At 41.6% G+C, this 21,335-nt stretch carries 19 protein-coding genes; 7 read left to right on the top strand and 12 right to left on the bottom strand.

Annotated elements, in window-relative coordinates:
- The coding region (locus WN50_RS35130; protein ID WP_049558009.1) for a hypothetical protein at positions 1-401 on the top strand (401 nt) is incomplete at its 5' end.
- Positions 402-559: 158 nt separating this feature from the next.
- Here the strand turns inward: WN50_RS35130 and WN50_RS04160 are convergent.
- From WN50_RS04160 to groES, 8 genes are all read right to left on the bottom strand, one after another.
- Complete coding sequence (locus tag WN50_RS04160) at positions 560-1,303, bottom strand: GUN4 domain-containing protein (protein ID WP_049558006.1); 744 nt, start codon at positions 1,301-1,303, stop codon at positions 560-562.
- Positions 1,304-1,437: 134 nt separating this feature from the next.
- Complete coding sequence (locus tag WN50_RS04155; RefSeq protein WP_046278345.1) at positions 1,438-2,931, bottom strand: right-handed parallel beta-helix repeat-containing protein; 1,494 nt, start codon at positions 2,929-2,931, stop codon at positions 1,438-1,440.
- 15 nt (positions 2,932-2,946) lie between these two features.
- A complete protein-coding gene (locus tag WN50_RS04150) occupies positions 2,947-3,387 on the bottom strand; it encodes a GNAT family N-acetyltransferase (RefSeq protein ID WP_046278346.1) in 441 nt (146 codons plus the stop codon).
- Between the two features lie 73 nt (positions 3,388-3,460).
- Positions 3,461-4,294: a type I methionyl aminopeptidase gene (map, locus tag WN50_RS04145; RefSeq protein ID WP_046281739.1), complete on the bottom strand. Its 834-nt coding sequence runs from the start codon at positions 4,292-4,294 to the stop codon at positions 3,461-3,463.
- Positions 4,295-4,370: 76 nt separating this feature from the next.
- Positions 4,371-4,847 (bottom strand): GNAT family N-acetyltransferase, encoded by a 477-nt coding sequence (locus WN50_RS04140; RefSeq protein ID WP_046281740.1) that lies wholly within the window; start codon positions 4,845-4,847, stop codon positions 4,371-4,373.
- 105 nt (positions 4,848-4,952) lie between these two features.
- Entirely contained in the window at positions 4,953-6,587 is a 1,635-nt protein-coding gene (groL, locus tag WN50_RS04135; protein ID WP_046281741.1) for a chaperonin GroEL, read from the bottom strand.
- Positions 6,588-6,593: 6 nt separating this feature from the next.
- On the bottom strand, positions 6,594-6,795 hold a 202-nt coding region (locus WN50_RS04130; protein ID WP_281062683.1), incomplete at its 3' end, for a TCP-1/cpn60 chaperonin family protein.
- A 91-nt stretch (positions 6,796-6,886) separates the two neighbouring features.
- Entirely contained in the window at positions 6,887-7,198 is a 312-nt protein-coding gene (gene groES, locus WN50_RS04125; protein ID WP_046281742.1) for a co-chaperone GroES, read from the bottom strand.
- 342 nt (positions 7,199-7,540) lie between these two features.
- Between groES and WN50_RS04120 the strand changes: the two genes are divergently transcribed.
- The 4 genes from WN50_RS04120 to WN50_RS04105 all read left to right on the top strand — a co-directional run bounded on the left by WN50_RS04120 (position 7,541) and on the right by WN50_RS04105 (position 12,587).
- Positions 7,541-8,047: a (2Fe-2S) ferredoxin domain-containing protein gene (locus WN50_RS04120; protein ID WP_046281743.1), complete on the top strand. Its 507-nt coding sequence runs from the start codon at positions 7,541-7,543 to the stop codon at positions 8,045-8,047.
- Between the two features lie 818 nt (positions 8,048-8,865).
- Positions 8,866-9,513: a response regulator transcription factor gene (locus tag WN50_RS04115; protein ID WP_046281744.1), complete on the top strand. Its 648-nt coding sequence runs from the start codon at positions 8,866-8,868 to the stop codon at positions 9,511-9,513.
- 841 nt (positions 9,514-10,354) lie between these two features.
- Positions 10,355-10,876: a LabA-like NYN domain-containing protein gene (locus tag WN50_RS04110; protein WP_046281745.1), complete on the top strand. Its 522-nt coding sequence runs from the start codon at positions 10,355-10,357 to the stop codon at positions 10,874-10,876.
- A 100-nt stretch (positions 10,877-10,976) separates the two neighbouring features.
- Entirely contained in the window at positions 10,977-12,587 is a 1,611-nt protein-coding gene (locus WN50_RS04105; protein ID WP_046281746.1) for a 2-isopropylmalate synthase, read from the top strand.
- A 196-nt stretch (positions 12,588-12,783) separates the two neighbouring features.
- Here the strand turns inward: WN50_RS04105 and WN50_RS04100 are convergent, their stop codons facing one another.
- Positions 12,784-13,170: a hypothetical protein gene (locus WN50_RS04100; protein ID WP_046281026.1), complete on the bottom strand. Its 387-nt coding sequence runs from the start codon at positions 13,168-13,170 to the stop codon at positions 12,784-12,786.
- 928 nt (positions 13,171-14,098) lie between these two features.
- On the opposite strand from WN50_RS04100, the gene WN50_RS04090 reads away from it, so the two are divergent.
- Positions 14,099-14,505, top strand: a 407-nt coding sequence (locus WN50_RS04090) for a M23 family metallopeptidase (protein ID WP_152964700.1), incomplete at its 5' end; no start/stop codon positions are given.
- 171 nt (positions 14,506-14,676) lie between these two features.
- Positions 14,677-15,915 (top strand): RNA-guided endonuclease InsQ/TnpB family protein, encoded by a 1,239-nt coding sequence (locus WN50_RS04085; RefSeq protein WP_046281024.1) that lies wholly within the window; start codon positions 14,677-14,679, stop codon positions 15,913-15,915.
- A 37-nt stretch (positions 15,916-15,952) separates the two neighbouring features.
- Here the strand turns inward: WN50_RS04085 and WN50_RS04080 are convergent, their stop codons facing one another.
- From WN50_RS04080 to WN50_RS04065, 3 genes are all read right to left on the bottom strand, one after another.
- Positions 15,953-18,868, bottom strand: coding sequence for an ATP-binding protein (locus tag WN50_RS04080; RefSeq protein ID WP_342586733.1), 2,916 nt, complete (start codon positions 18,866-18,868; stop codon positions 15,953-15,955).
- Between the two features lie 823 nt (positions 18,869-19,691).
- Positions 19,692-20,450, bottom strand: a complete 759-nt coding sequence (locus WN50_RS04070; RefSeq protein ID WP_046281022.1) for an ABC transporter ATP-binding protein — start codon at positions 20,448-20,450, stop codon at positions 19,692-19,694.
- 20 nt (positions 20,451-20,470) lie between these two features.
- Positions 20,471-21,335 (bottom strand): ABC transporter permease (locus tag WN50_RS04065; protein WP_049557994.1); only part of this gene is annotated, 865 nt, incomplete at its 5' end.

Here is a 21,335-nt window from a genome sequence, read left to right as displayed (position 1 = left end):
GATGGAAAGATAGAAGGAAATCGGGTATTTTAACCAGTGAAGCCGTTAAACAACCGGTAGCGGTTCGTTATGGTTGGGCAAATAATCCCGTTGGAAACCTTTACAACGAAGCCGATCTTCCGGCGTTTCCCTTTCGTACAGATAACTGGCTGTTAAACTGGGATAAATCCCGCTTTGAAGCCATGAGTTTATTGGAGTTGGCGGCTTATATTCAAAGGAATATTCAACCCAGTCAACTGGAGATAAAATCGGTTTGGGATGAAGTTTATCAGGGGATACAAACAAATAATAAAGGTTTAGCGAGTCAACGACTGCAAACTTTAATCAACCAAAAATTAGAAGATGAAAAATTGGCGATCGCCTTACAGGTTCTCTTAGAAAAACTCGAATTTCCGTCTTAATTCTAAAAATCAGTCAAAATTCCAAAATCTTTTCATCCATGAATTCTTCTCGGGAGGAATAAAACATTCTCGAGAGAGGAGNATTAGAAGATGAAAAATTGGCGATCGCCTTACAGGTTCTCTTAGAAAAACTCGAATTTCCGTCTTAATTCTAAAAATCAGTCAAAATTCCAAAATCTTTTCATCCATGAATTCTTCTCGGGAGGAATAAAACATTCTCGAGAGAGGAGTGAAAATCTCAGTCCTGTCCGAATTCCCCAGCACATTATCGGTTTTTGTCCAAAGCTACAAAATCTAGCTGCGATGGGAAGATGACCTTTGGGAGCCTCTTCAAGATTGTTCCAAGCTAATTCCGAATACTTGAGCCATTTTTCATCTTTCAACCATCCAACATCGGTAGCAAATTGTTTGTGTCCGGTTGTCCAATCTTTAAATTTAAGTTCTTCTTCATTATACCCTTCTAAACTCTCATTATATTTCAAAAAGACTTGCCTTTGAACCGTAAAACCAAAGCGTTTTTTGCTATATTTTAACCAAAGCTTGTCAATTTTATTGAACTCTTTACAAGGAATCTGCTGCTGTAATTCAATATCAAACCAACCCTGTTCAGTCCGATTAAGAATATGCAGTAATATTTCCCCAGTAATCAGATCGGCAATTTTCCAGTTTTCTCTTTTTAACCAATATTCTAAATCTTTATAAAGTTTATTAACTGTATCCTCATCGTAGACTAATTCATCCTCGATTTCCTGATGCTGAGATTCTGTTGCTGAAAGGTTATTCTGAGAATCCTTTGACTGTTTTATCCGGTTAACTCTATTGAAGTCAGCATACAATAATGTCAGACATAGAGACAGAGTAACAACTCCACTAATTAAAGATATATTCAATAGTTTTGACATAACAAAAACTTAAACTTGACAAACCATTATAAACTTTACTTTATATCTGATTAAACCGTCGAAAGAGTGCCTTCAACTCAAAAAATAGATACACCCTAATTCTAGGCGATTTTTTGCCAGATTACTATCTATCGTTAACTCAATTCTGAGGGATGATTTAACTGAGGGGGAAAGTTCACACTCCACCAAAAGTTTTTAGTTGCATTCGCCGGAAAAACCCCGAAATTCTTCTGGGCTGCGGGGGAGGAACGTTGTAAATAAAAGTTAGCATTGAGTGGATGTTCAAATAAAGGATCGGCTTCGATAAAATCCTCTCCTTTTGTCGCATAAACTCGATCATTTGCCCATTCATCGAGATTAACAGGATAGGTAACGGTATTGTTATCGAAAAATAAATTCGATTGAATTTGAATATTTTTTGTCTGAAAAGCATCCGGTTCAAATTCACTGCTGTAACCAATTTTAAACCAGGCGTTATCGCTGAAAATGTTATCTCTGACAACCACATTTTCTAGATTTGTGGTGTAAAAATAGAGTCCGCCCGTTAACCAATGAGGGTCGGGAGTATTTTTCAAACCGTAGCCATTCCGATGAATGGTATTGTTATAAATTTGAATGTTAGTTTTTAGCCGATCTTTCCCCCAACGGGAAAGAAAAATTCCGGTCGCCCGATTATTAAAAACCAAGTTATGATGAATCCGAATATTATCAATTTTTGGCCCGTCTTCGGCAGAAATTGCAATTCCCGTTTCGCAGTCGTGGACGACATTTTCATAGAATTCAATATCTTCCAATACATCCCGCCAAGAGTCTATATAAAGCCCCTGACGGCGACAGTGATGTGTATAATTATGATGAACTTTTCCTCGCTTGGGTGTTCCTTTGCAATCTATTCCTTCTTTTGCACAGTAACAAACTTGATTGTAAGCAACTTCAAAATCTTCAACGCTTCCGATAGTAATCCCTTCGTGGGGGCCGACACTACTCTGATAGGGATAGCCGGGATGTTCAATTAACATTTCATTGGTATTGGCATTAATTACCGTATTCCCCAAAACTTTATGCTGATAGCATCCTCTACCGATAAAAATTCCCGATGAAAAAGTGTTAATAGTTGTGTTATTATAGAAGTCAATATGGTGACTGTCTCGAACCACAAATCCGCCGTTATGGGAATTTTTCAGAGTTAAATTTTTGATGAGAATATGATGTTTTCCTTCGATTTGAAAAGCACCTTGATCGCGAGGGAAAGGCGGTTCACCGACGGGCGGCCCCACATAGACATCATCCGCATCAATAATCACCGTTTCACCGGGATATCCGGCGTAAATAATCCACTGATTTTCTGTTCCCGAATTTCGCGGATAAATGCGTTCAGAAATTCGATAAGTTCCGCCCCGAATAAAAACTTTATCCCCTGCGGTTAAGGTTTCAGCAGCTTTTTGAATGGTCGCCCAGGGCTGTTCAAAAGTTCCGGGATTTGCATCGTTTCCCGAGGGAGAAACATAATAAACTGGTTTTTCTGTCGCTGTTGAGGACTGGGTAAGTTTGGCAAAACTCAATCCCGCCAAAGTTCCCACAGCTTGAATAAATCGGCGTCGAGTTGCGAAAGGCCAACTTTGATTCATCTGCAAGTTTGATTTTCAAACAGACATTTTTTTAATCATTTTAACATGGGAAATCCCCGCTTCGTCAAACCGTTCTCCTACTTGCTGAAATCCCAAATTGTGATATAATTGTTTAATATACTCTTGAGCATGAACCACCGTTTCTTCAACTTTTTTTGATGCAATTACGTCTAATGCAGCTTCCATTAATTTTAGACCCATTCCTCGCCCTCTCGCTGTCGAAAGCACCGCTAACCGTTCAATTTTGGCGGTTTGAGGAGATAAATACCGAATTCTTGCAGTTCCTACAGGTTGAGAATTGAAGTAAGCGAGTAAATGTTGGGCGGTGTGATCTTTCCCATCAAATTCGAGTGTTGGTTCAACGCCTTGTTCAACGGTAAAAACTTGATGTCGGATGGCTCTAATTTCATTCACCGCCTCTGAATAATCAACAATTTTTATCTCTAAATCGATCATTTTTCCCGGTTTATTTTAGACATCTCTCCCCAATATTTCTAAAAGGGAGAGAATCTTATTTTAAGGTTGAGTCTTAAACTTTAGAGCGATCTGTGAGAATTTCATAACCCGTTTCTGTGACTAAAACCGTATGTTCAAATTGAGCCGAAAGTGAATGATCAACAGTAACGGCTGTCCATTTATCCGACAAAATCCGAGTAAATCGAGAACCTGCATTTAAAATCGGTTCAATCGCTAAAGTCATCCCAGCTTTTAATTTAACATTCGGTAAATCGTAGGTACGAACATTAAAAACACAAGGTTCTTCGTGTAAATTCTCTCCGACACCATGACCTGTAAATTCTTCAACAACGCGAAAACCATTGGCTGAGGCGTAATCTTGAATCGCTCCCGCAATATCGAGTAAATAAGCACCTGCTTTCACTTGTTCAATACCTTTATAAAGCGTTTCTTCGGCGACACGAATTAATTTTGCTGCTTCCGGTGCCACTTCAACGACAGGAATCGTAATGCAAGAATCTCCATGAAACCCTTGATAATAAGCTCCCGTATCAACTTTTAAAACATCTCCCGCTCGAATCACTTTCCGACGACTGGGAATGCCATGCACCACTTCATTATTAATGCTAGAACAAATCGAAGCGGGAAAACCATAATACCCTTTAAAACTGGGAGTGGCTCCCATTTCCCGAATGCGTTTTTCGGCATAAGCATCTAAATCAGCCGTTGTCATTCCGGGCTGTACCATTGCAGCAATTTCTTTGAGAATAGTTGCTACAATTTTGCTAGCTTGTCGCATGATTTCAATTTCTTGGGGCGACTTGATATGAATTCCCCGAGGTTTCTTTTTAATTCTAGGCGGTTGAACAGAAGTTGCTTTAGCAAGCAGGTTACTCAATATTTTCATTGTTGATTTAGGATAAATTGCTTAGATGTGAGGTTATTAGAAATAGCGATTGTCTTTATCTACATTACCCCAAAAGCTAAACTTCGGGTACAACTTTTAGGCTGAAACTCCAACCATGTTGTTGAAAACCGAGGGATTCATAAAAAGCATGGGCGCGATCGCGATGAAGATTAGAGGAAAGAGTCACTTTATAGCATCCGGCTTCTGCACTCAGTTTCAGGGCGGTGCGAATCATGGCTTTACCGATACCTTGACTGCGATAAACTGAATCAACACTCACCGCATCTAAGACTGCAAATTGATGAAATCCCCGGTGCATCATCGTCGGAACATATAACAAACTAAATGTTCCCACCGCTTTTTCTTCTAACCAGACTAGATAAATTTTATAGTTGGGGATTTGATTAATTTTATTAAAAAGTTCTTCGATTTGATCATCAGAAAGTAAAGGCAAATCATCCATTTGGGAATAAAGATGATTCAAAAGACTTAAATCTTCCTGTCTCGCTATGGTAATTTTGAGTTGAAGCTGTTCAGATTGATTTGAAACCATGTAGTGCTATATTAGCCAATAAACAAAACAATAAAAGGTAGGTTAAACACCTACCCTTTAAATCTTAGACAACTCCAAGAGTTGTTGGAGAATTCAGATTAGAAATTAGTAGTCGAAATCGCCGCCGCCCATACCAGCGCCAGCAGGTGCATTATCCTTCGGTTCAGGCTTGTCAGCAACAATACACTCAGTTGTCAAGACCATACCGGCGATAGAAGCTGCATTTTGCAGAGCCGAACGAGTCACCTTAGCGGGGTCAACGATACCTGCATCAAACATATCAACAAACTCGTTTGTTGCCGCATTGTAACCCACGTTAAAGTCTTTTTCTTTAACTCGTTCTGCAATCACAGCACCGTTCTCACCTGCGTTTTCAGCAATCCGCTTCAGGGGAGCAGCCAACGCCCGAGAAACAATTAAAGCACCTGTTAACGCTTCACCGGATAAGCTAGCCTTCGCCCATTGTTCGACTTGAGGAGACAGGTGAGCCAGAGTTGTACCACCACCGGGAACAATACCTTCTTCAACGGCGGCTTTGGTGGCGTTGATCGCATCTTCTAAACGCAATTTGCGATCTTTCATTTCAGTTTCAGTCGCCGCACCAACTTTGATTACAGCAACCCCACCTGCCAATTTAGCCAAGCGTTCTTGCAGTTTTTCTTTATCGTAGGAAGACTCAGTTTCTTCCATTTGACGACGCAGTTGTTCACAACGAGCCTTCACAGAGGACTCATTTCCTTCTGCAACGATGGTTGTATTGTCTTTGGTGATGGTGATGCGGCGAGCTTTACCGAGCATATCGAGCTTGGCATTTTCCAGCTTCAGACCTGCATCTTCGGTGATCACTTGACCCCCTGTGAGAACAGCGATATCTTCGAGCATCGCTTTACGGCGATCGCCAAAGCCAGGAGCTTTAACAGCAGCAACATTCAGCACACCGCGCAAACGGTTAACCACCAAAGTTGCTAATGCTTCTTTCTCGATATCTTCCGCTAAAATCAGCAGAGGACGACCGGAACGAGCCACTTGTTCGAGAACCGGAACCAAGTCTTGAACCAGAGCAATTTTCTTGTCGGTTAACAAGATAAACGGCTCATCGAGAACAGCTTCCATCCGCTCAGTATCGGTAGCGAAGTAAGGCGAGATGTAGCCTTTATCGAAGCGCATCCCTTCGGTGATTTCCAGTTCGGTGGTCATGGACTTACCTTCTTCAAGGGAAATCACACCTTCTTTACCCACCTTATCCATCGCGGAAGCGATCATTTGACCGACTTCTTCATCGTTTCCAGCCGAGATCGTACCGACTTGAGCAATAGACTTAGAATCTTCTACAGAACGAGCGTGTTCCGCGATCTTCTCTACGAGAAAAGCAGTGGCTTTGTCAATACCGCGCTTCAGTTCAATGGGGTTAGCACCGGCTGCAACGTTGCGTAAGCCTTCTTTGACCATCGCGTGAGCCAGAACGGTGGCTGTGGTGGTACCGTCGCCTGCGGCATCGTTGGTCTTAGAAGCGGCTTGACGAATCAAGGCGACACCCGTATTCTCAATGTTGTCTTCTAATTCGATTTCTTTGGCAATGGTGACGCCATCATTAACGATTTGGGGCGCACCAAATTTCTTTTCGAGAACGACGTTCCGACCTTTCGGGCCAAGAGTGACAGCAACGGCTTCAGCCAAGATGTCCATGCCTCGTTCTAGAGCGCGACGAGCATTTTCGTTGTAAATTATACGTTTAGCCATAGTGGNTATTCTCAATGTTGTCTTCTAATTCGATTTCTTTGGCAATGGTGACGCCATCATTAACGATTTGGGGCGCACCAAATTTCTTTTCGAGAACGACGTTCCGACCTTTCGGGCCAAGAGTGACAGCAACGGCTTCAGCCAAGATGTCCATGCCTCGTTCTAGAGCGCGACGAGCATTTTCGTTGTAAATTATACGTTTAGCCATAGTGGTGTTGTGTTTGTTTGTTTAAGTTGTGGAGTGGAATTGCAGAGTATGAAGAAAAATCTGCTGTTGGGTCAAGATGAATACTAGAGAACTAGCTGACAATTGCCAAAATGTCTTTTTCTGCTAACAGCACGTACTCATCGCCACCGAGCTTAATATCGGTTCCGGCATACTTAGAGTAGAGAACTTTGTCTCCGATTTGGACTTCCATTTCTGCGCGAGAACCATCATCGTTGCGCTTTCCGGGGCCAACTGCAACGATTTCTCCGACTTGGGGCTTTTCTTTAGCCGTATCGGGAAGTAGAATCCCCCCTGCGGTTTTCTCTTCAGACTCGCTTACTTTAACAAAAACGCGCTCACCTAATGGTTTAACGGTGGATACATTTAGGGCTACAGCAGCCATATACTAATCTCCTTTGATGGGCTTACAAAAAAACAATTGAGCGGACATACAACCTGTGCGACGGAAGGATGTCTATTTGTCGCCCTTCCTTTCGAGAAATGAAGAGTTAGCACTCTTTCTTCCTGAGTGCTAATTTAGCGAACTGACAAATCCTATGGCAACGGAGAAATCAGTACGGGTTCCCGAACTTTTGCAGGGGGGCTACCAGGTTTTGTTAACATGAGGAATGTTTCAAAGCCTCCCAAAGCCTATATTCTTGGGAAATCTGACTCAGACCCAACGACCTCTACACCGCTTGTTGTGAGAGTGTCAGGGATATCCCTCACCGGAAACTGACTGATTATGAAAAATTCCTTTACCTCGAAATCTCTATTCTCAAATCCCCCAAATAGTCAGACTCAACTTTCATCTAACCCCATCGCTAGGGCGGTCAAAACTTTAGGACTTGAGCAAATTAGCCGTCATATTTTCATTTGTGCGGATCAGACCTTACCAAAGTGTTGCTCAAAATCGGCTAGTCTGGAAGCCTGGGAATACCTCAAAAAACGTTTAAAAGAATTAAAACTCGACCAACCCACACCGGAACGTCCAAGCTTTATTTTTCGCACGAAAGCCAACTGTTTGAGGGTTTGCTGTGATGGGCCTATCTTAGTGGTTTATCCCGAGGGTGTTTGGTATCGCGCCGTGACTCCACCTGTGATTGAGCGAATTATCCAAGAACATTTAATCGGTTCACAGGTCGTGGAAGACTATGCGTTTCTGACTCATCCCTTAAGCGATCCCCAAATGATTCAATCTTCAGAAGGCTGCAATCAAGATGAGAGTGCAACTCCGAGTCAATTGGAATAAGCGTGTCTTGACACTCCTCTGCCTAAAGGCAAGAGGATTCTTGGTTCAACGAATTCACTTAACACACACAGGTTGCCCTGTCTATGCCAGAGATGATTTTCTCCCCTAGCGTTTTGCTCCATTACAGAAGCCTGTTTGGGTATGCCCTACCCTACAGTTCAAAACCTCAAAATGTCGGTTTCTCTGTACTTGTTGCTTGTACGCGCAGCGTTGCCGCAGGCTAGTTTTTACCCGATGCACGCTTTCCTACACTGCAACCCCATAACTTCAGTTTTCAAGGTGCATTGCCTTTCGGCGACTGGGTTTTTAATGTGGTTGATTACCCTTGCCACATCTTAATCCTATCAAAAAGTCGCCCTAGAAGGGCGAGGCGCCTACCCCAATTTTTTGGTAAAACAGGTGAATATTCTAACAAAAATTGTAACGTTGTTTCGGAATCTACGAAGATTACCGATCACTGCGATTACCGAAAACGAGCGGAAAGCCCTGTCCTTTGAGAACGGGGATGGGTAGTGAATCCGTTAAATCCTTTTCTTATCTGTTTCTTTGATGAAACGCGAGGGCGTGACTTCCAGCTCTGTTAATCAAGAGAAATCCGAGTTAATAAGTGGTGTCGTAGAACCTTCAATTAACATAAGTTAAGAATCCTCTTCGTTTACGCAGAGGAGTATGTCAACATTGTGATAATAAACTTAATCGCTCAAAGCTAAATCGCTTTTGATCAGACCGTTGGACGGTGGTGAAGCCCGCTCCGCTTTCCAACAGACAATCGTAATTGTGAATGTGTTGCGGGATTTCCCAAGGGAAAAATTTTCAAGATGACGGACATCAAAGTTGGAGAGCAAAGACGATTAATGCTGGTGGATGATGACCCGAACCTTGTCCTACTGGTCAGGGACTATTTAGAGTTTCGGGGATATGAAGTCGCCACGGCGGAAAATGGAGTTAGAGCGCTTGAACTACTCAACGTGGAACTACCCGACCTGATTATCTGCGATATTATGATGCCTGAAATGGATGGCTACACCCTGGTTAAGCATATTCGCGAAGATCCACGTACAGGCTGGATACCGGTTTTGTTTTTGTCAGCCAAGGGTCAAAGTCCAGATAAGGTCAAAGGTCTGAATATCGGAGCCGATGTTTACATTGTTAAACCTTTTGAACCCGAAGAATTAGTCGCTCAAGTCGAGTCTTCCCTCAGACAAGCTTCGCGTCTGATCAAGATAAACAGTCGTCAGGGTGATGGACAGCCCAGTGTTCAAGCCCGTCCCGGTGTGGAGTTGACCCCGACTGAGGTGCGAGTTATACAACTGGTTGCAAAAGGGCTGGCCAATCGCGATATCGCTAAAGCCATGAAGGTTAGTCAGCGCACGATAGAAAGTCATGTTAGCAATATGTTGAACAAAACAGGACTTCACAATCGCACGGAGTTGGCGCGTTGGGCGGCAGAAAGTAGGAAATTTTAGCTCCCAGTTGGTCTTGGACTTGATTGACTCACCTGAGCGCTCTTCGCTGTATACTAGAGGAAAGTCATATTGTACTCATTATTTTTATAAAGAAAATCAAGTGTGCTAGAGGCTCTCCTGCAATGGTGAGTCAATAGTGGAGTTGATAGGAGAAAAAGTAGCCTATATCGTTGTGAGACTCCCTGAACTGGAGAGCGAACAACTCTATTAAGTTAGGTAAATATGAGTAAGCGACTTGCGGATGACAATCAGATTTGAAGTCTCTGTGGAGACCTCTGTTTGCATGAGTGAGGTTGTTGTGTTGATTCAGACAACCTCGGTGTCAAGTTGATTAGCAAACAATAGAGCTTTTTTCAAGTCTCTCAAGTCATAAACNACTCCCTGAACTGGAGAGCGAACAACTCTATTAAGTTAGGTAAATATGAGTAAGCGACTTGCGGATGACAATCAGATTTGAAGTCTCTGTGGAGACCTCTGTTTGCATGAGTGAGGTTGTTGTGTTGATTCAGACAACCTCGGTGTCAAGTTGATTAGCAAACAATAGAGCTTTTTTCAAGTCTCTCAAGTCATAAACCGCGCTCAAAGACTGATTGATCAACGTTACTCAGTCGCTCACTTGTTACAAAGATTACCGACGATCAATGCTCTGTTTCTCGGCAAGCAAATTGACTGAAATCTAATGTTGGGGAGGATTGATAAACCTTTAGTCTGGACTGAAACCGATTAGGGATCGAAGCAGATAGCTAGCTGAACCGACCTAAACGCTTTGTGACAATCCAGATGTTAAGATAAGATAATTAGCTTAAATTCTTTTCTACAAATATCTAGGTCTAAACTTTCTATGCTTAACTCAAAAAACCGTCTTTCTATATTTGTTGACGGTAACAATATGTTCTACGCACAGCAAAAAAATGGCTGGTTTTTTGATCCCCGGCGAGTCTTGAGCTATTTCAAACATGAACAGTCCGATGTCATTCTGGTGAACGCCTTCTGGTATACTGGCCTGAAAGACCCACAAGATCAACGAGGATTCAGAGATGCTTTGATTAGTTTAGGTTATACCGTGCGGACAAAAATCCTCAAAGAATACTACGATGATAGCTCAGGTCGATACTCTCAAAAAGCCAACTTAGACATTGAAATTGTCGTTGATATGTTCAACACAGTCGAACAGTATGATCGGGTCGTTTTATTTAGCGGAGATGGCGATTTTGAACGCGCTATCGAACTCCTACGCTCAAAAAATACTCATATTACGGTAGTCTCAACGGAAGGAATGATCGCCCGGGAACTGCGAAATGCTACGGATCGATACATCGACCTCAATGATATTCGAGATCAAATAGAAAAAGTAGACTATTAACAAGAGTGCGTCAAAAACTCGACGGCAAACAAAAATATCACCCTGTCGTTTGGCTTCGTTATCGTTTAATTGTTCACTTAGAGTTGGAGGTTCCAAATCCATGAAAATTCAACCCAATCCTGACCGTATTATTATTTTTGATACCACCCTGCGAGATGGCGAACAATGTCCAGGCGCTACCCTAAATGTAGACGAAAAACTGATTATTGCTCGACAATTGGCACGTTTAGGAGTAGACGTGATTGAAGCAGGGTTCGCCTTCGCCAGTCAGGGGGATTTTGAAGCCGTTCATCGCATCGCTGAAACCGTTGGGACAGAAGACGGGCCAGTAATTTGTAGTTTAGCCCGTGCCGTGCGTTCTGATATCGAAACCGCAGCCCGCGCCCTAGCACCTGCCGTTCACAAGCGCATTCATACCTTTTTGGCGACTTCCGACATTCACCTGCAATATAAGCTGAGAAAGACGCGGGAAGAGGTCTTAGAGATCGTTCCTGAAATGGTCGCCTATGCTAAATCTTTTGTGGAGGATGTCGAATTTTCCCCGGAAGATGCCGGACGATCTGATCCGGAATTTCTCTATCAAGTCCTCGAACGAGCGATCGCCGCAGGGGCAACAACGGTTAATATTCCCGATACAGTCGGTTATACCACACCGAGCGAATTTGGGGCTTTAATTCGCGGCATTAAAGAAAATGTTCCCAATATCGATCAGGCGATTATTTCGGTTCACGGACACAATGATTTAGGCTTGGCGGTGGCGAACTTCCTAGAAGCCGTGAAAAATGGCGCTCGTCAACTTGAATGTACGATTAATGGGATTGGGGAACGAGCCGGAAATGCCGCTTTAGAAGAATTAGTCATGGGGCTTCATGTGCGCCGACAATATTATAATCCGTTCTTCGGTCGTCCGGCCGAATCAGAAGTTCCCTTGACTCAGATTAATACCCAGGAAATCTACAAAACCTCTCGTTTGGTTTCCAATTTAACGGGAATGTTGGTACAACCGAATAAAGCCATTGTTGGGGCGAATGCTTTTGCTCACGAGTCAGGAATTCACCAAGATGGTATTCTCAAAAATAAGCTGACTTATGAGATTATGGATGCTCAGTCGATTGGATTAAATAATAATCTGATTGTATTGGGTAAACATTCCGGCCGTCACGCTTTCCAAAATCGTTTGAAAGAATTGGGTTTTGAATTGTCAGATTCGGAGATTAATAAAGCCTTTATCAAGTTCAAAGATTTAGCCGACAAAAAGAAAGAAATCACCGACTGGGATTTAGAATCGATTGCCAATAACGAAATTCACCAAGCCCCGGAATTGTTCCGCTTAGAATTGGTTCAAGTCTCCTGTGGCGATCGCGCCCGTCCGACGGCGACGGTGATGTTAAGAACCCCAACGGGAGAAGAATTGATGGATGCAGCGATTGGGACTGGGCCTGTCGATGCGGTGTATAAAGCGATTAACCGGGTTGTAAATATTCCCAATGAGTTAATCGAGTTTTCGGTACAGTCTGTTACCGCCGGAATTGATGCGATCGGAGAAGTAACGATTCGTTTACGTTCAGAAGGTCGGGTGTTTTCCGGTCATGCGGCGAATACTGATATTATTGTTGCTTCTGCCCAAGCTTATGTTAATGCGCTGAACCGCCTCTATGCGGCTCTACAACCGTTGAATACGACGGGCGACCTGAAAACCATCATGGCGTAGTAACGAGAGGTAGGGGCGGGTTCACAGAGGTTGACTGACACCCAAAAACAACATTGATCAACCCGCCCCGACACTGGTGAGATGTGAGGGGGTTGGGCGGGTTTATATAGGTTATTGATTGGAGACATAGATTTGTGTGGAACCCGCCCCTACAAAACTATTTCCTGTAACCTGTAACCTTTTCCCTGTAAGCTTTTTAGCCTCGTTGTTGGGAGTCTCGGCGTCCGAGTTCATAGACACCGCCACTAATACAAGCAATCATTCCCATTGCGATCGCCCAACTGCTATCTAATCCGGCTTCTACAGCCCAATTACATAGGCTACCGACGATTAAAAACGGCACAATGCTAAACAAGGAAGCATAAAAAGCGTTTTGAGATTCTCGGGCAGCGCGAGTCCGTTCAAACTCTTTTTTTGAAGTGTAGAGTCCTTGTTCAGCAAAGTTAAACCAACGGTTAAGTTGTTCGATCACCCATTCACTGAGGGGAGAAAATCCCCAGTAGAGAGCGAGTGACCACAAAGCTGCTGCTGCAATTGTTGTTGCATCAAGGTTAAACCGAAAAGGGAAGATATCAAATAGCATGGGTGATTTTATGGTGAATTTCTAAATGAGGAATTTGTGATTAATCCTTGACTTATACAGGGTAACGGCGCAAATTAGACTTGATCATAGACAAAACGTTACAGAAATTCAACCGAGCTATTCTCTATGGAGCCAACATAGAGTAGAATACTGGCTCATGTGTCTGCTGCAATTCAATCCGGTTGGTTGCTGATTGTCATCGAATTAAAACTGGGGTGGCAAGCAGGCATCTCACCAGTGAACAGTNTATTCTCTATGGAGCCAACATAGAGTAGAATACTGGCTCATGTGTCTGCTGCAATTCAATCCGGTTGGTTGCTGATTGTCATCGAATTAAAACTGGGGTGGCAAGCAGGCATCTCACCAGTGAACAGTAATCACTGTAGACAGTGAATAGAGAATATTGATAACTGATAACCGATAACTGATCACTGAAAAAACTGCTCACTGTTCACTGGTGACTGATAACTGATCACTGTAAAGAGGAGTCAAACAGATCAATGGGACAGTCAACACCAAAGCCTAGCCAAAAATGGATTCGTCCAAAACGGATGTTGCTATTAGCCGGGTTAATCAGCTTAAGTCTGGCGCCGTTTGGATGGCAAAAGCTGGTTAGTGCGAGAGAATATGGCACAAATCAAGTGGCGACTGGACTGGATTGGTCAGGGGCCTCTTTCCCAGTCGAAAATTTTCAGGAGTATACATCCGGTTTTGGGTATCGTTCAAGTGGGTTTCACTACGGTTTAGATTTAGCAGCCCCGATGGGAAGTTATATTCGCAATTGGTGGACAGGAACCGTTGTGGAAGTCTGGGAAGATGGCCGTTGTGGCACTGGGATTGCAATTGATTCGGGACAGTGGACGCACATCTATTGTCATGTTCAAGGACGGGTGGAGAAAAACGCTCAAGGTCGCTACTTTATTGATANCAAGTGGGTTTCACTACGGTTTAGATTTAGCAGCCCCGATGGGAAGTTATATTCGCAATTGGTGGACAGGAACCGTTGTGGAAGTCTGGGAAGATGGCCGTTGTGGCACTGGGATTGCAATTGATTCGGGACAGTGGACGCACATCTATTGTCATGTTCAAGGACGGGTGGAGAAAAACGCTCAAGGTCGCTACTTTATTGATAATGACGGTGGTATTCAACTCTGGGAAGGTCAAGTTGTCCCTGCGGGGACAAGAATTGCCCGAGTGGGTATGACTGGACGCACGACAGGCCCCCATTTACACTGGGGGTTAAAATATGGCGGTCGTTGGGTTGACCCGGGTCAGGTTCTATTAGCGATGTACAACCAACAATCACAGCGCGTTTCGAGTCAACCCCGTTGGTAATCCATAAAAACCCGGTTTCTCAAAGAAACCGGGTTTTTGGGGGTAAATCCAGTTGCCAAAAATATCACTAATTCTGCTCAATCTTAGTCATTTTGATAGCTAAATGCCAATCATGATCAGTTTGGGCGAGGGAGTTTTTCGTGAGCGCCCTGTTGACAGTATAATCCCAACATGAAGCTAGTTGAACGTCATTTCATCGCCAAAAACCATCCTCTCTGGTCAGAAATTGACCAGAAGGCTTTTTTGTCGAAAAATTTGTTTAATCTAGCTAATTATCATTATCGTCAACACTTCTTTCAACACCACCAAAAATTAAACTTTAATCAACTTTACCACCGGCTCTCACAAACCCCGGACTACAAAGCCTTACCCACAAAAGTGAGTAAGCAAATCATCCGCCGATTAGATTCAGCCTGGACCAGTTATTTTCAAGCTGTAAAAGTCCGGCAGAAACATCCCGAAAACTTCTTAGGTCAACCCAAAATTCCGGGGTATAAACATAAAACCAAGGGGCGCAATATTCTCCCTTATCCTCACTCAGCCATCTCGAAAAAAGCGTTAAAAACAGGAATTTGTCACCTCTCGATGAGTGAAATAAAAATTCCGACATCACAAAAGGAAATAATCGAGGCGAGGATTGTGCCGAAAAGCAGTTGTTATGTCATCGAAATCGTTTATGAAAAAGCAGAGGAAACAACCCATCATCAAGAAATAGCAGGTATAGACTTAGGCGTTAATAACTTAATGGCTGTAACTACCAATCAAACAGGTGTCCGACCTCTTTTGATTAAAGGCAGACCCTTAAAAGCGATTAACACCTTTTACAATAAACAACGTTCCTGTTTACAATCCCAGCTAAAAATCAAAGAGAATCAAAACCAATCTCAAAGATTAAAAAAGCTCACTCATAAACGCAACTGTAGAGTAGAAAATTATCTGCATACAGCCAGCAGAAGAGTCATAGATTGGTGTCAACAGTATCAAATTGGAATTTTAGTCATTGGGCATAATGCAGCCTGGAAACAATCAATTAACTTAGGGAAAAGGAATAATCAACAATTTCTGAATATTCCCCATTATCGGTTAATCGAAATGTTGACGTATAAAGCCCAATTAAAAGGAATAAAAGTAGTGATAACAGAAGAATCTTATACATCTCAATCTAGTGCGTTAGATGGCGATTCTCTGCCTGCTTATGGAGATAAAAAAACCATGTTTCAGGGCCATAGAATAGCGAGAGGATTGTATAAAACAGCTCAGGGTAGGTTATTAAATGCCGATGTGAATGGGTCATTTAATATCATGAGAAAAGTAATTCCTGATGTCTTAGACCAAGGAATAAAGGGTTTGCCGTTTAACCCTGTAGTGCTTGAACCACTACGAATGACTGGACTTTCAGCCTTTGAGTAGGTTTGAGTAAGTTTCGTTGAGCGGTGAGGTCCATATATTAAAATTTAGATTGCTGACAACGTTGTAAATATAATAATGCGGCTTTGTCTTCTGGGTTAATTATTATAACTTGTTGTAAAATCGCTTCAGCTTGCTCAAATTCTTGGCGATGATACAAGAAGACCCCTTCTTCAAAATCTGACTTGGTTTGGGTTTTTAAGCGTGGCAGAGAGTCCAAATCACCATCATAAATTTCAAACACACCTGCGGCGATATTCTTCCCTTTGACTTTAACCCGATCTAAAAACCGATAACCATAATTTTGAAAATCACTCAAACGAGATAACGTTTTTTCACTAATAATAATTCCTGCACCATAGAGTTTGGTTAATCCTTCCAAACGAGAGGCTAAATTCACGGCATCTGCTATCACGGTACTTTCCATCCGTTCCCGTTCCCCAATGGTTCCCAGCATCAAGGTTCCGGTATGTAAACCAATGCCAATATTAATCGGAACTTTTCCCTGTTGTCGCAGTTCTTGATTGTACAAACTGACTTTTTTTTGCATGGCTACTGCACATTTTACCGCATCTTCAGCCGACTGGGGAAATAATGCCATAATTCCATCCCCAATATATTTATCAATAAAACCATTATGTTTACGAATTATCGGACTAACTTGGTTAAGATAACGATTGATAAAATCAAAAGTTTCTTGGGGTGACATTTCCTCTGAAAGCGTGGTAAACGAACGAATATCAGAAAACATCACCGTCATTTCTTTTTGAACATGGTCTCCTAATTTAACATCAATTATACTTTCATGTCCTAAAAAACGCAAGAAATCATGGGGAACAAAACGACCATAAGCATTATTAATTTTGAGTAAATGAAGATGGGTTTTAATGCGTGCTAATAACTCTTGTTTTGAAAAAGGTTTACTTAAAAAATCATTCGCTCCGGAATCTAAACCATCGACTAAATCTGTCACTTGATTTTTAGCCGTTAACATTAAAATAGGCAGTTCACTATGGAGGTATTTTTCTCGGAGTTTATGACAAACTTCATAACCTGTCATTCTCGGCATCATTACATCCAGTAAAACAAGATCAGGTTTAAATCCTTGCTCGATTAATCTTAGCGCTTCTAAACCATTTGTGGCTTGAGTAATGGCATAGTTTTGTAGAGAGAGATTATTGGCAATGACTTGAATATTAACAGGTTCATCATCAACGACTAAAATTTTGAATTCACTCTTATATTCTATTAATACTTCGGCTACATTTTCAGGTTCGGTTGAAGGTTCTACTAGAGAAGCCGTTGTAGAAACTTTTGAAGGTTGAACATTTTTATTTTCAGTGGGCTTAACAGGTGATTTCGCTTTCGGTAAAGTAAAGGTAAATTGAGAACCTTCTCCGACTTTTGAACTCACTTGAATGATACCGCCGTGTAATTCGACAAGCTGTTTTGTCACGGCTAAACCTAAACCCGTTCCGCCATATTGACGCGCGGTTGAACCGTCTGCTTGTTCAAAAGATTCAAATATTTGTTCTAATTTATCTTCAGAAATTCCAATTCCAGTATCGGAAACAGTGACAGCGATATAATGATTAGATTCATCTATGATTTTCTCACAAGCTGTTATTTCTACGGTTCCAGATTCAGTAAATTTAACGGCATTTCCAATTAAGTTGTATAAAATTTGTTGTAAACGGTTTTCATCGGCTTCAACCCCGGGTAAGTCATTGGGAATTGAATTAATCAGCTTGATGTTTTTTTCTCCAATCAGAGATTGAGAGAGAACCAAAACCATATCAACAACTTCCCATAATCCCACAGATTTTAGCTGTAGTTCAATTTTATTATGTTTCAGTTTAGAAAAGTCTAAAACATCATTGACTAGCGTTAAGAGTCGGCGTCCGGAATTAGAAATCATGGTTAAATTTTTTGTAGTTTTGGGAGGTAATTTTCCGGTTGCGCCATCAATTAAAGAGTCAGATAATCCAATAATACCATGTAAAGGGGTTCGCAGTTCATGGGAAGTATTGGCGAGAAATTCGTCTTTGAGTTGGTTGAGTCGTTTGAGTTCAATATTTTGAGTTTCAAGTGTCGCAAAAGACGCTTGTAATTGTTGCGCCATGTAGTTAAATGTTTGGGCTAAAACTCCCAATTCATCGGAACGATTGATATCAACAGTTTGATCAAATTTTCCTTCAGAAAAAGCCAGGGCTGAATTTTTGAGTTTTAAAATCGGTTGAATAATCCAACGAGCCGTTAAAAAGGCTAAGATTGTGGCTATTATTAATGTGATTAAACACAGGATAATAGTCGTGCGAGTATTGGCGTTAATTTGTTCCATAAAATCAGATTCAGGAATCGAAACGACGACTAACCAATCTAATCCTGCTTGAGTTTTCCAGGGGGTAATCTGAATAAATTCTCGATCATAATCTAAATTCAAGTAAAATTGTTGAGGCGTTTGGATTTGATTAAAGTTTTCAAAATTTTGCAGTAATTTTTGAGTGATTTGACTAATTTTTTGATTCTGACTGTCTACGGCTAAAATCCGTTTAACTTTTTGCTGGTTTTGAATAAAGGGTTGAGTTTCACCGGAATTCGCCACTAACATTCCATCTCGTTCTATAATAAAAATAGTCGTAGCATCACTCAGATTAATTTGATTCAAATATTGACCAATGGCTGAGAGATTCAAATCAACTCCAATTGCTCCAATTAATTGATTGTTGGGATTATAGATAGGATAACTGGAAGAAATTGATAAGATAGGTTCATCTTCCCACTGATAAATTTGACTCCAAACAGGCTTACCTGCGGCGACAGCATTAGTATACCAGGCTTCATTTCTGTGGTCTAAATTTTCTCTAAAAGTTCTAATATTTTGTCGATTTCCTTGTTCGTCTCGGGTGTAAGAATTCCAGTATAAATCTCCGTTGGAACTTCGACGCGCAAACACTTTAATCAGAGGCGAATTATTATCTTGATTTTTAACACCTACAAATTGATTTATTTCCCGTCCACCAAAGTTAATATAACTGACATCAAACACTTCAACTTGTTTGGCAAAATATAAACCCAGTGTTGATAAATCCTCTAAGTTTACTAATTTCAACAGAATCGCATCTTGATTAATTTGATTAATTTGTTGGGGAATCGTCAAATAATGATTGAGGAATTGTTGTAAACGAGAATTAGCCTGTTCTTGTAACTCAATGGCTAATTTATTAACAGCTTCTTGACCATTTTTAAAAGACAACCATCCGACTAATCCNAATATAAACCCAGTGTTGATAAATCCTCTAAGTTTACTAATTTCAACAGAATCGCATCTTGATTAATTTGATTAATTTGTTGGGGAATCGTCAAATAATGATTGAGGAATTGTTGTAAACGAGAATTAGCCTGTTCTTGTAACTCAATGGCTAATTTATTAACAGCTTCTTGACCATTTTTAAAAGACAACCATCCGACTAATCCCACAGCGCCCACAATTTGCAAAACAAAAGGGACAACTAACAGCGTTTTTAAGGGGATTTTAGCGGAGAATTGAGAAAGGGATTGATTGAGAGATTTAATCAACATTCACAACACCCTGACAATGTAGATGCAGGGGGATTGGGGGTAGATGACCCCGGTTATTTTCCCCTTGTGGTCTATTATGCCTTATTTATTAATTATAGAGACTCCCAAAAACCCGGTTTCTTTGAGAAACCCGGTTTTTAATCCGCACTGTGGAGACAGAAAAACCTGGTAACTTTTACGCGCACCGGGTTTTTAGGTTAAAAAGTGGCTTCATGTAAATCTTCTGGGGTGAGATGAGAATGAATCACTTCACCATCGCGAAACCAAACAATACGACGAGTTTGACGGGCGACTTCCGGTTCATGCGTCACCATCATCACCGTCATTCCACTGGCGTTTAATTCAGTAAAAATATCCATCACTTCTTGAGTGGTTTTTGAGTCTAACGCCCCCGTTGGTTCATCAGCTAATAATAACACAGGACGATTAACAATTGAACGCGCAATTGCGACTCGTTGCTGTTGTCCTCCAGAGAGTTGATTGGGTTTATTTTGAATACGATTTTCTAAGCCAACTCTAACTAACGCTTCTCTCGCCCGTTCCCGACGTTCACCTGCGGGAACTCCTGCATAAAGCATCGGTAACATAACATTATCAAGAGCGGTTAATTGGGCTAAAAGATGAAATTGTTGGAAAACAAATCCTATTTTCAAATTACGAATTTTGGCTAATTGTTGCTCAGACATTTGAGCAACATCCACTCCATCTAAATAATAAGCACCTGTACTCGGACGGTCTAAACAACCGACAATATTCATTACCGTTGATTTACCCGAACCAGACGCCCCCATAATTGAACAATATTCACCCTGTTCAACCGTTAGGTTAACCCCTTTTAAGGCTTGAACTTCTATCTCGCCCATTCCATAAACTTTCTTGATATTGTCAAGTTTAACAATGATTCGATCTGAGGGCGGTTGTTGTTGATTTTGTAAGGGAGAAAAAGAAGTTTTCATGGTGTTAATTATAGGTTTACTTATGCACTTCTTAAGGCAACAATCGGATCAAGTTTAGCCGCACGTCTTGCAGGAATTACCCCAAAAAATAAGCCAATTCCACCGGAAACACTCACCGCAATTGTAATTGCCACCGGAGAAACTCCCGCAGATAACGGGGTAACAGCAGCGACTAAAAACACCCCACCGACACCAATTGCAGTTCCCAGTAATCCTCCTGCGGCCGATAAAATAACTGCTTCTATGATAAACTGAGTTAGGATATCTTGCTGAGAAGCACCAATCGCTTTTCGCAGGCCAATTTCTTGAGTTCGTTCGGTGACAGAAACCAGCATAATATTCATAATACCAATTCCGCCGACAAAAAGCGAAATTGCCGCAGTTGCTGCTAACACTAACGTTAACGCTCCGGTAATTTGTCCGAGTGTATTCATCAGGTCTTTTTGGTTGCGAACCGTAAAATCATCTTCATCTGTAATTTTGTGTCGCAGTCGCAGCAAATTTTCGATCTGAAATTGAGCCGCTTTCATGCTATCTTGATCTTTAACAGACACAGAAATAAACGTCACTTGGGTGCCATAGGGTGAAGTTTGTCCGACGATACGATTTGCCATTGTCGTAATGGGAACAAAGGCGTTCATATCCTCATTACTCCCAAATGTTGAACCCTTGGGTTGCATAATTCCAACGACTTGTAAACTGGTATCTTTGAGGCGAACTTGTTTTCCTAATGGGTCTTCATTGCCAAATAATTGTTCAGCAATTTCTGAACCTAATGCTACAATTTGTTCATTTCGTTTCAAGTCTAAATCACTAATAAATCGACCTCTTGCTACATCAAAACTTCGCACCGAAAGATATTCAGGAGTCGCCCCAATTAACGAC

The sequence above is a fragment of the Limnoraphis robusta CS-951 genome (assembly GCF_000972705.2).
The sequence above is the reverse complement of the archived record's forward strand: the minus strand, read 5'-3'. Positions and strand labels throughout refer to the sequence as shown.

Excerpts from the sequence above, each read along its gene's own strand:
- WN50_RS04085 (WP_046281024.1), top strand. The coding sequence starts at position 14,677 with ATGAAGCTAGTTGAACGTCATTTCATCGCCAAAAACCATCCTCTCTGG.
- WN50_RS04150 (WP_046278346.1), bottom strand. The coding sequence starts at position 3,387 with ATGATCGATTTAGAGATAAAAATTGTTGATTATTCAGAGGCGGTGAAT.
- WN50_RS04115 (WP_046281744.1), top strand. The coding sequence starts at position 8,866 with ATGACGGACATCAAAGTTGGAGAGCAAAGACGATTAATGCTGGTGGAT.
- WN50_RS04155 (WP_046278345.1), bottom strand. The coding sequence starts at position 2,931 with ATGAATCAAAGTTGGCCTTTCGCAACTCGACGCCGATTTATTCAAGCT.
- map (WP_046281739.1), bottom strand. The coding sequence starts at position 4,294 with ATGAAAATATTGAGTAACCTGCTTGCTAAAGCAACTTCTGTTCAACCG.
- WN50_RS04105 (WP_046281746.1), top strand. The coding sequence starts at position 10,977 with ATGAAAATTCAACCCAATCCTGACCGTATTATTATTTTTGATACCACC.
- WN50_RS04110 (WP_046281745.1), top strand. The coding sequence starts at position 10,355 with ATGCTTAACTCAAAAAACCGTCTTTCTATATTTGTTGACGGTAACAAT.
- WN50_RS04070 (WP_046281022.1), bottom strand. The coding sequence starts at position 20,450 with ATGAAAACTTCTTTTTCTCCCTTACAAAATCAACAACAACCGCCCTCA.
- groL (WP_046281741.1), bottom strand. The coding sequence starts at position 6,587 with ATGGCTAAACGTATAATTTACAACGAAAATGCTCGTCGCGCTCTAGAA.
- WN50_RS04160 (WP_049558006.1), bottom strand. The coding sequence starts at position 1,303 with ATGTCAAAACTATTGAATATATCTTTAATTAGTGGAGTTGTTACTCTG.
- WN50_RS04100 (WP_046281026.1), bottom strand. The coding sequence starts at position 13,170 with ATGCTATTTGATATCTTCCCTTTTCGGTTTAACCTTGATGCAACAACA.
- WN50_RS04120 (WP_046281743.1), top strand. The coding sequence starts at position 7,541 with ATGAAAAATTCCTTTACCTCGAAATCTCTATTCTCAAATCCCCCAAAT.
- groES (WP_046281742.1), bottom strand. The coding sequence starts at position 7,198 with ATGGCTGCTGTAGCCCTAAATGTATCCACCGTTAAACCATTAGGTGAG.
- WN50_RS04140 (WP_046281740.1), bottom strand. The coding sequence starts at position 4,847 with ATGGTTTCAAATCAATCTGAACAGCTTCAACTCAAAATTACCATAGCG.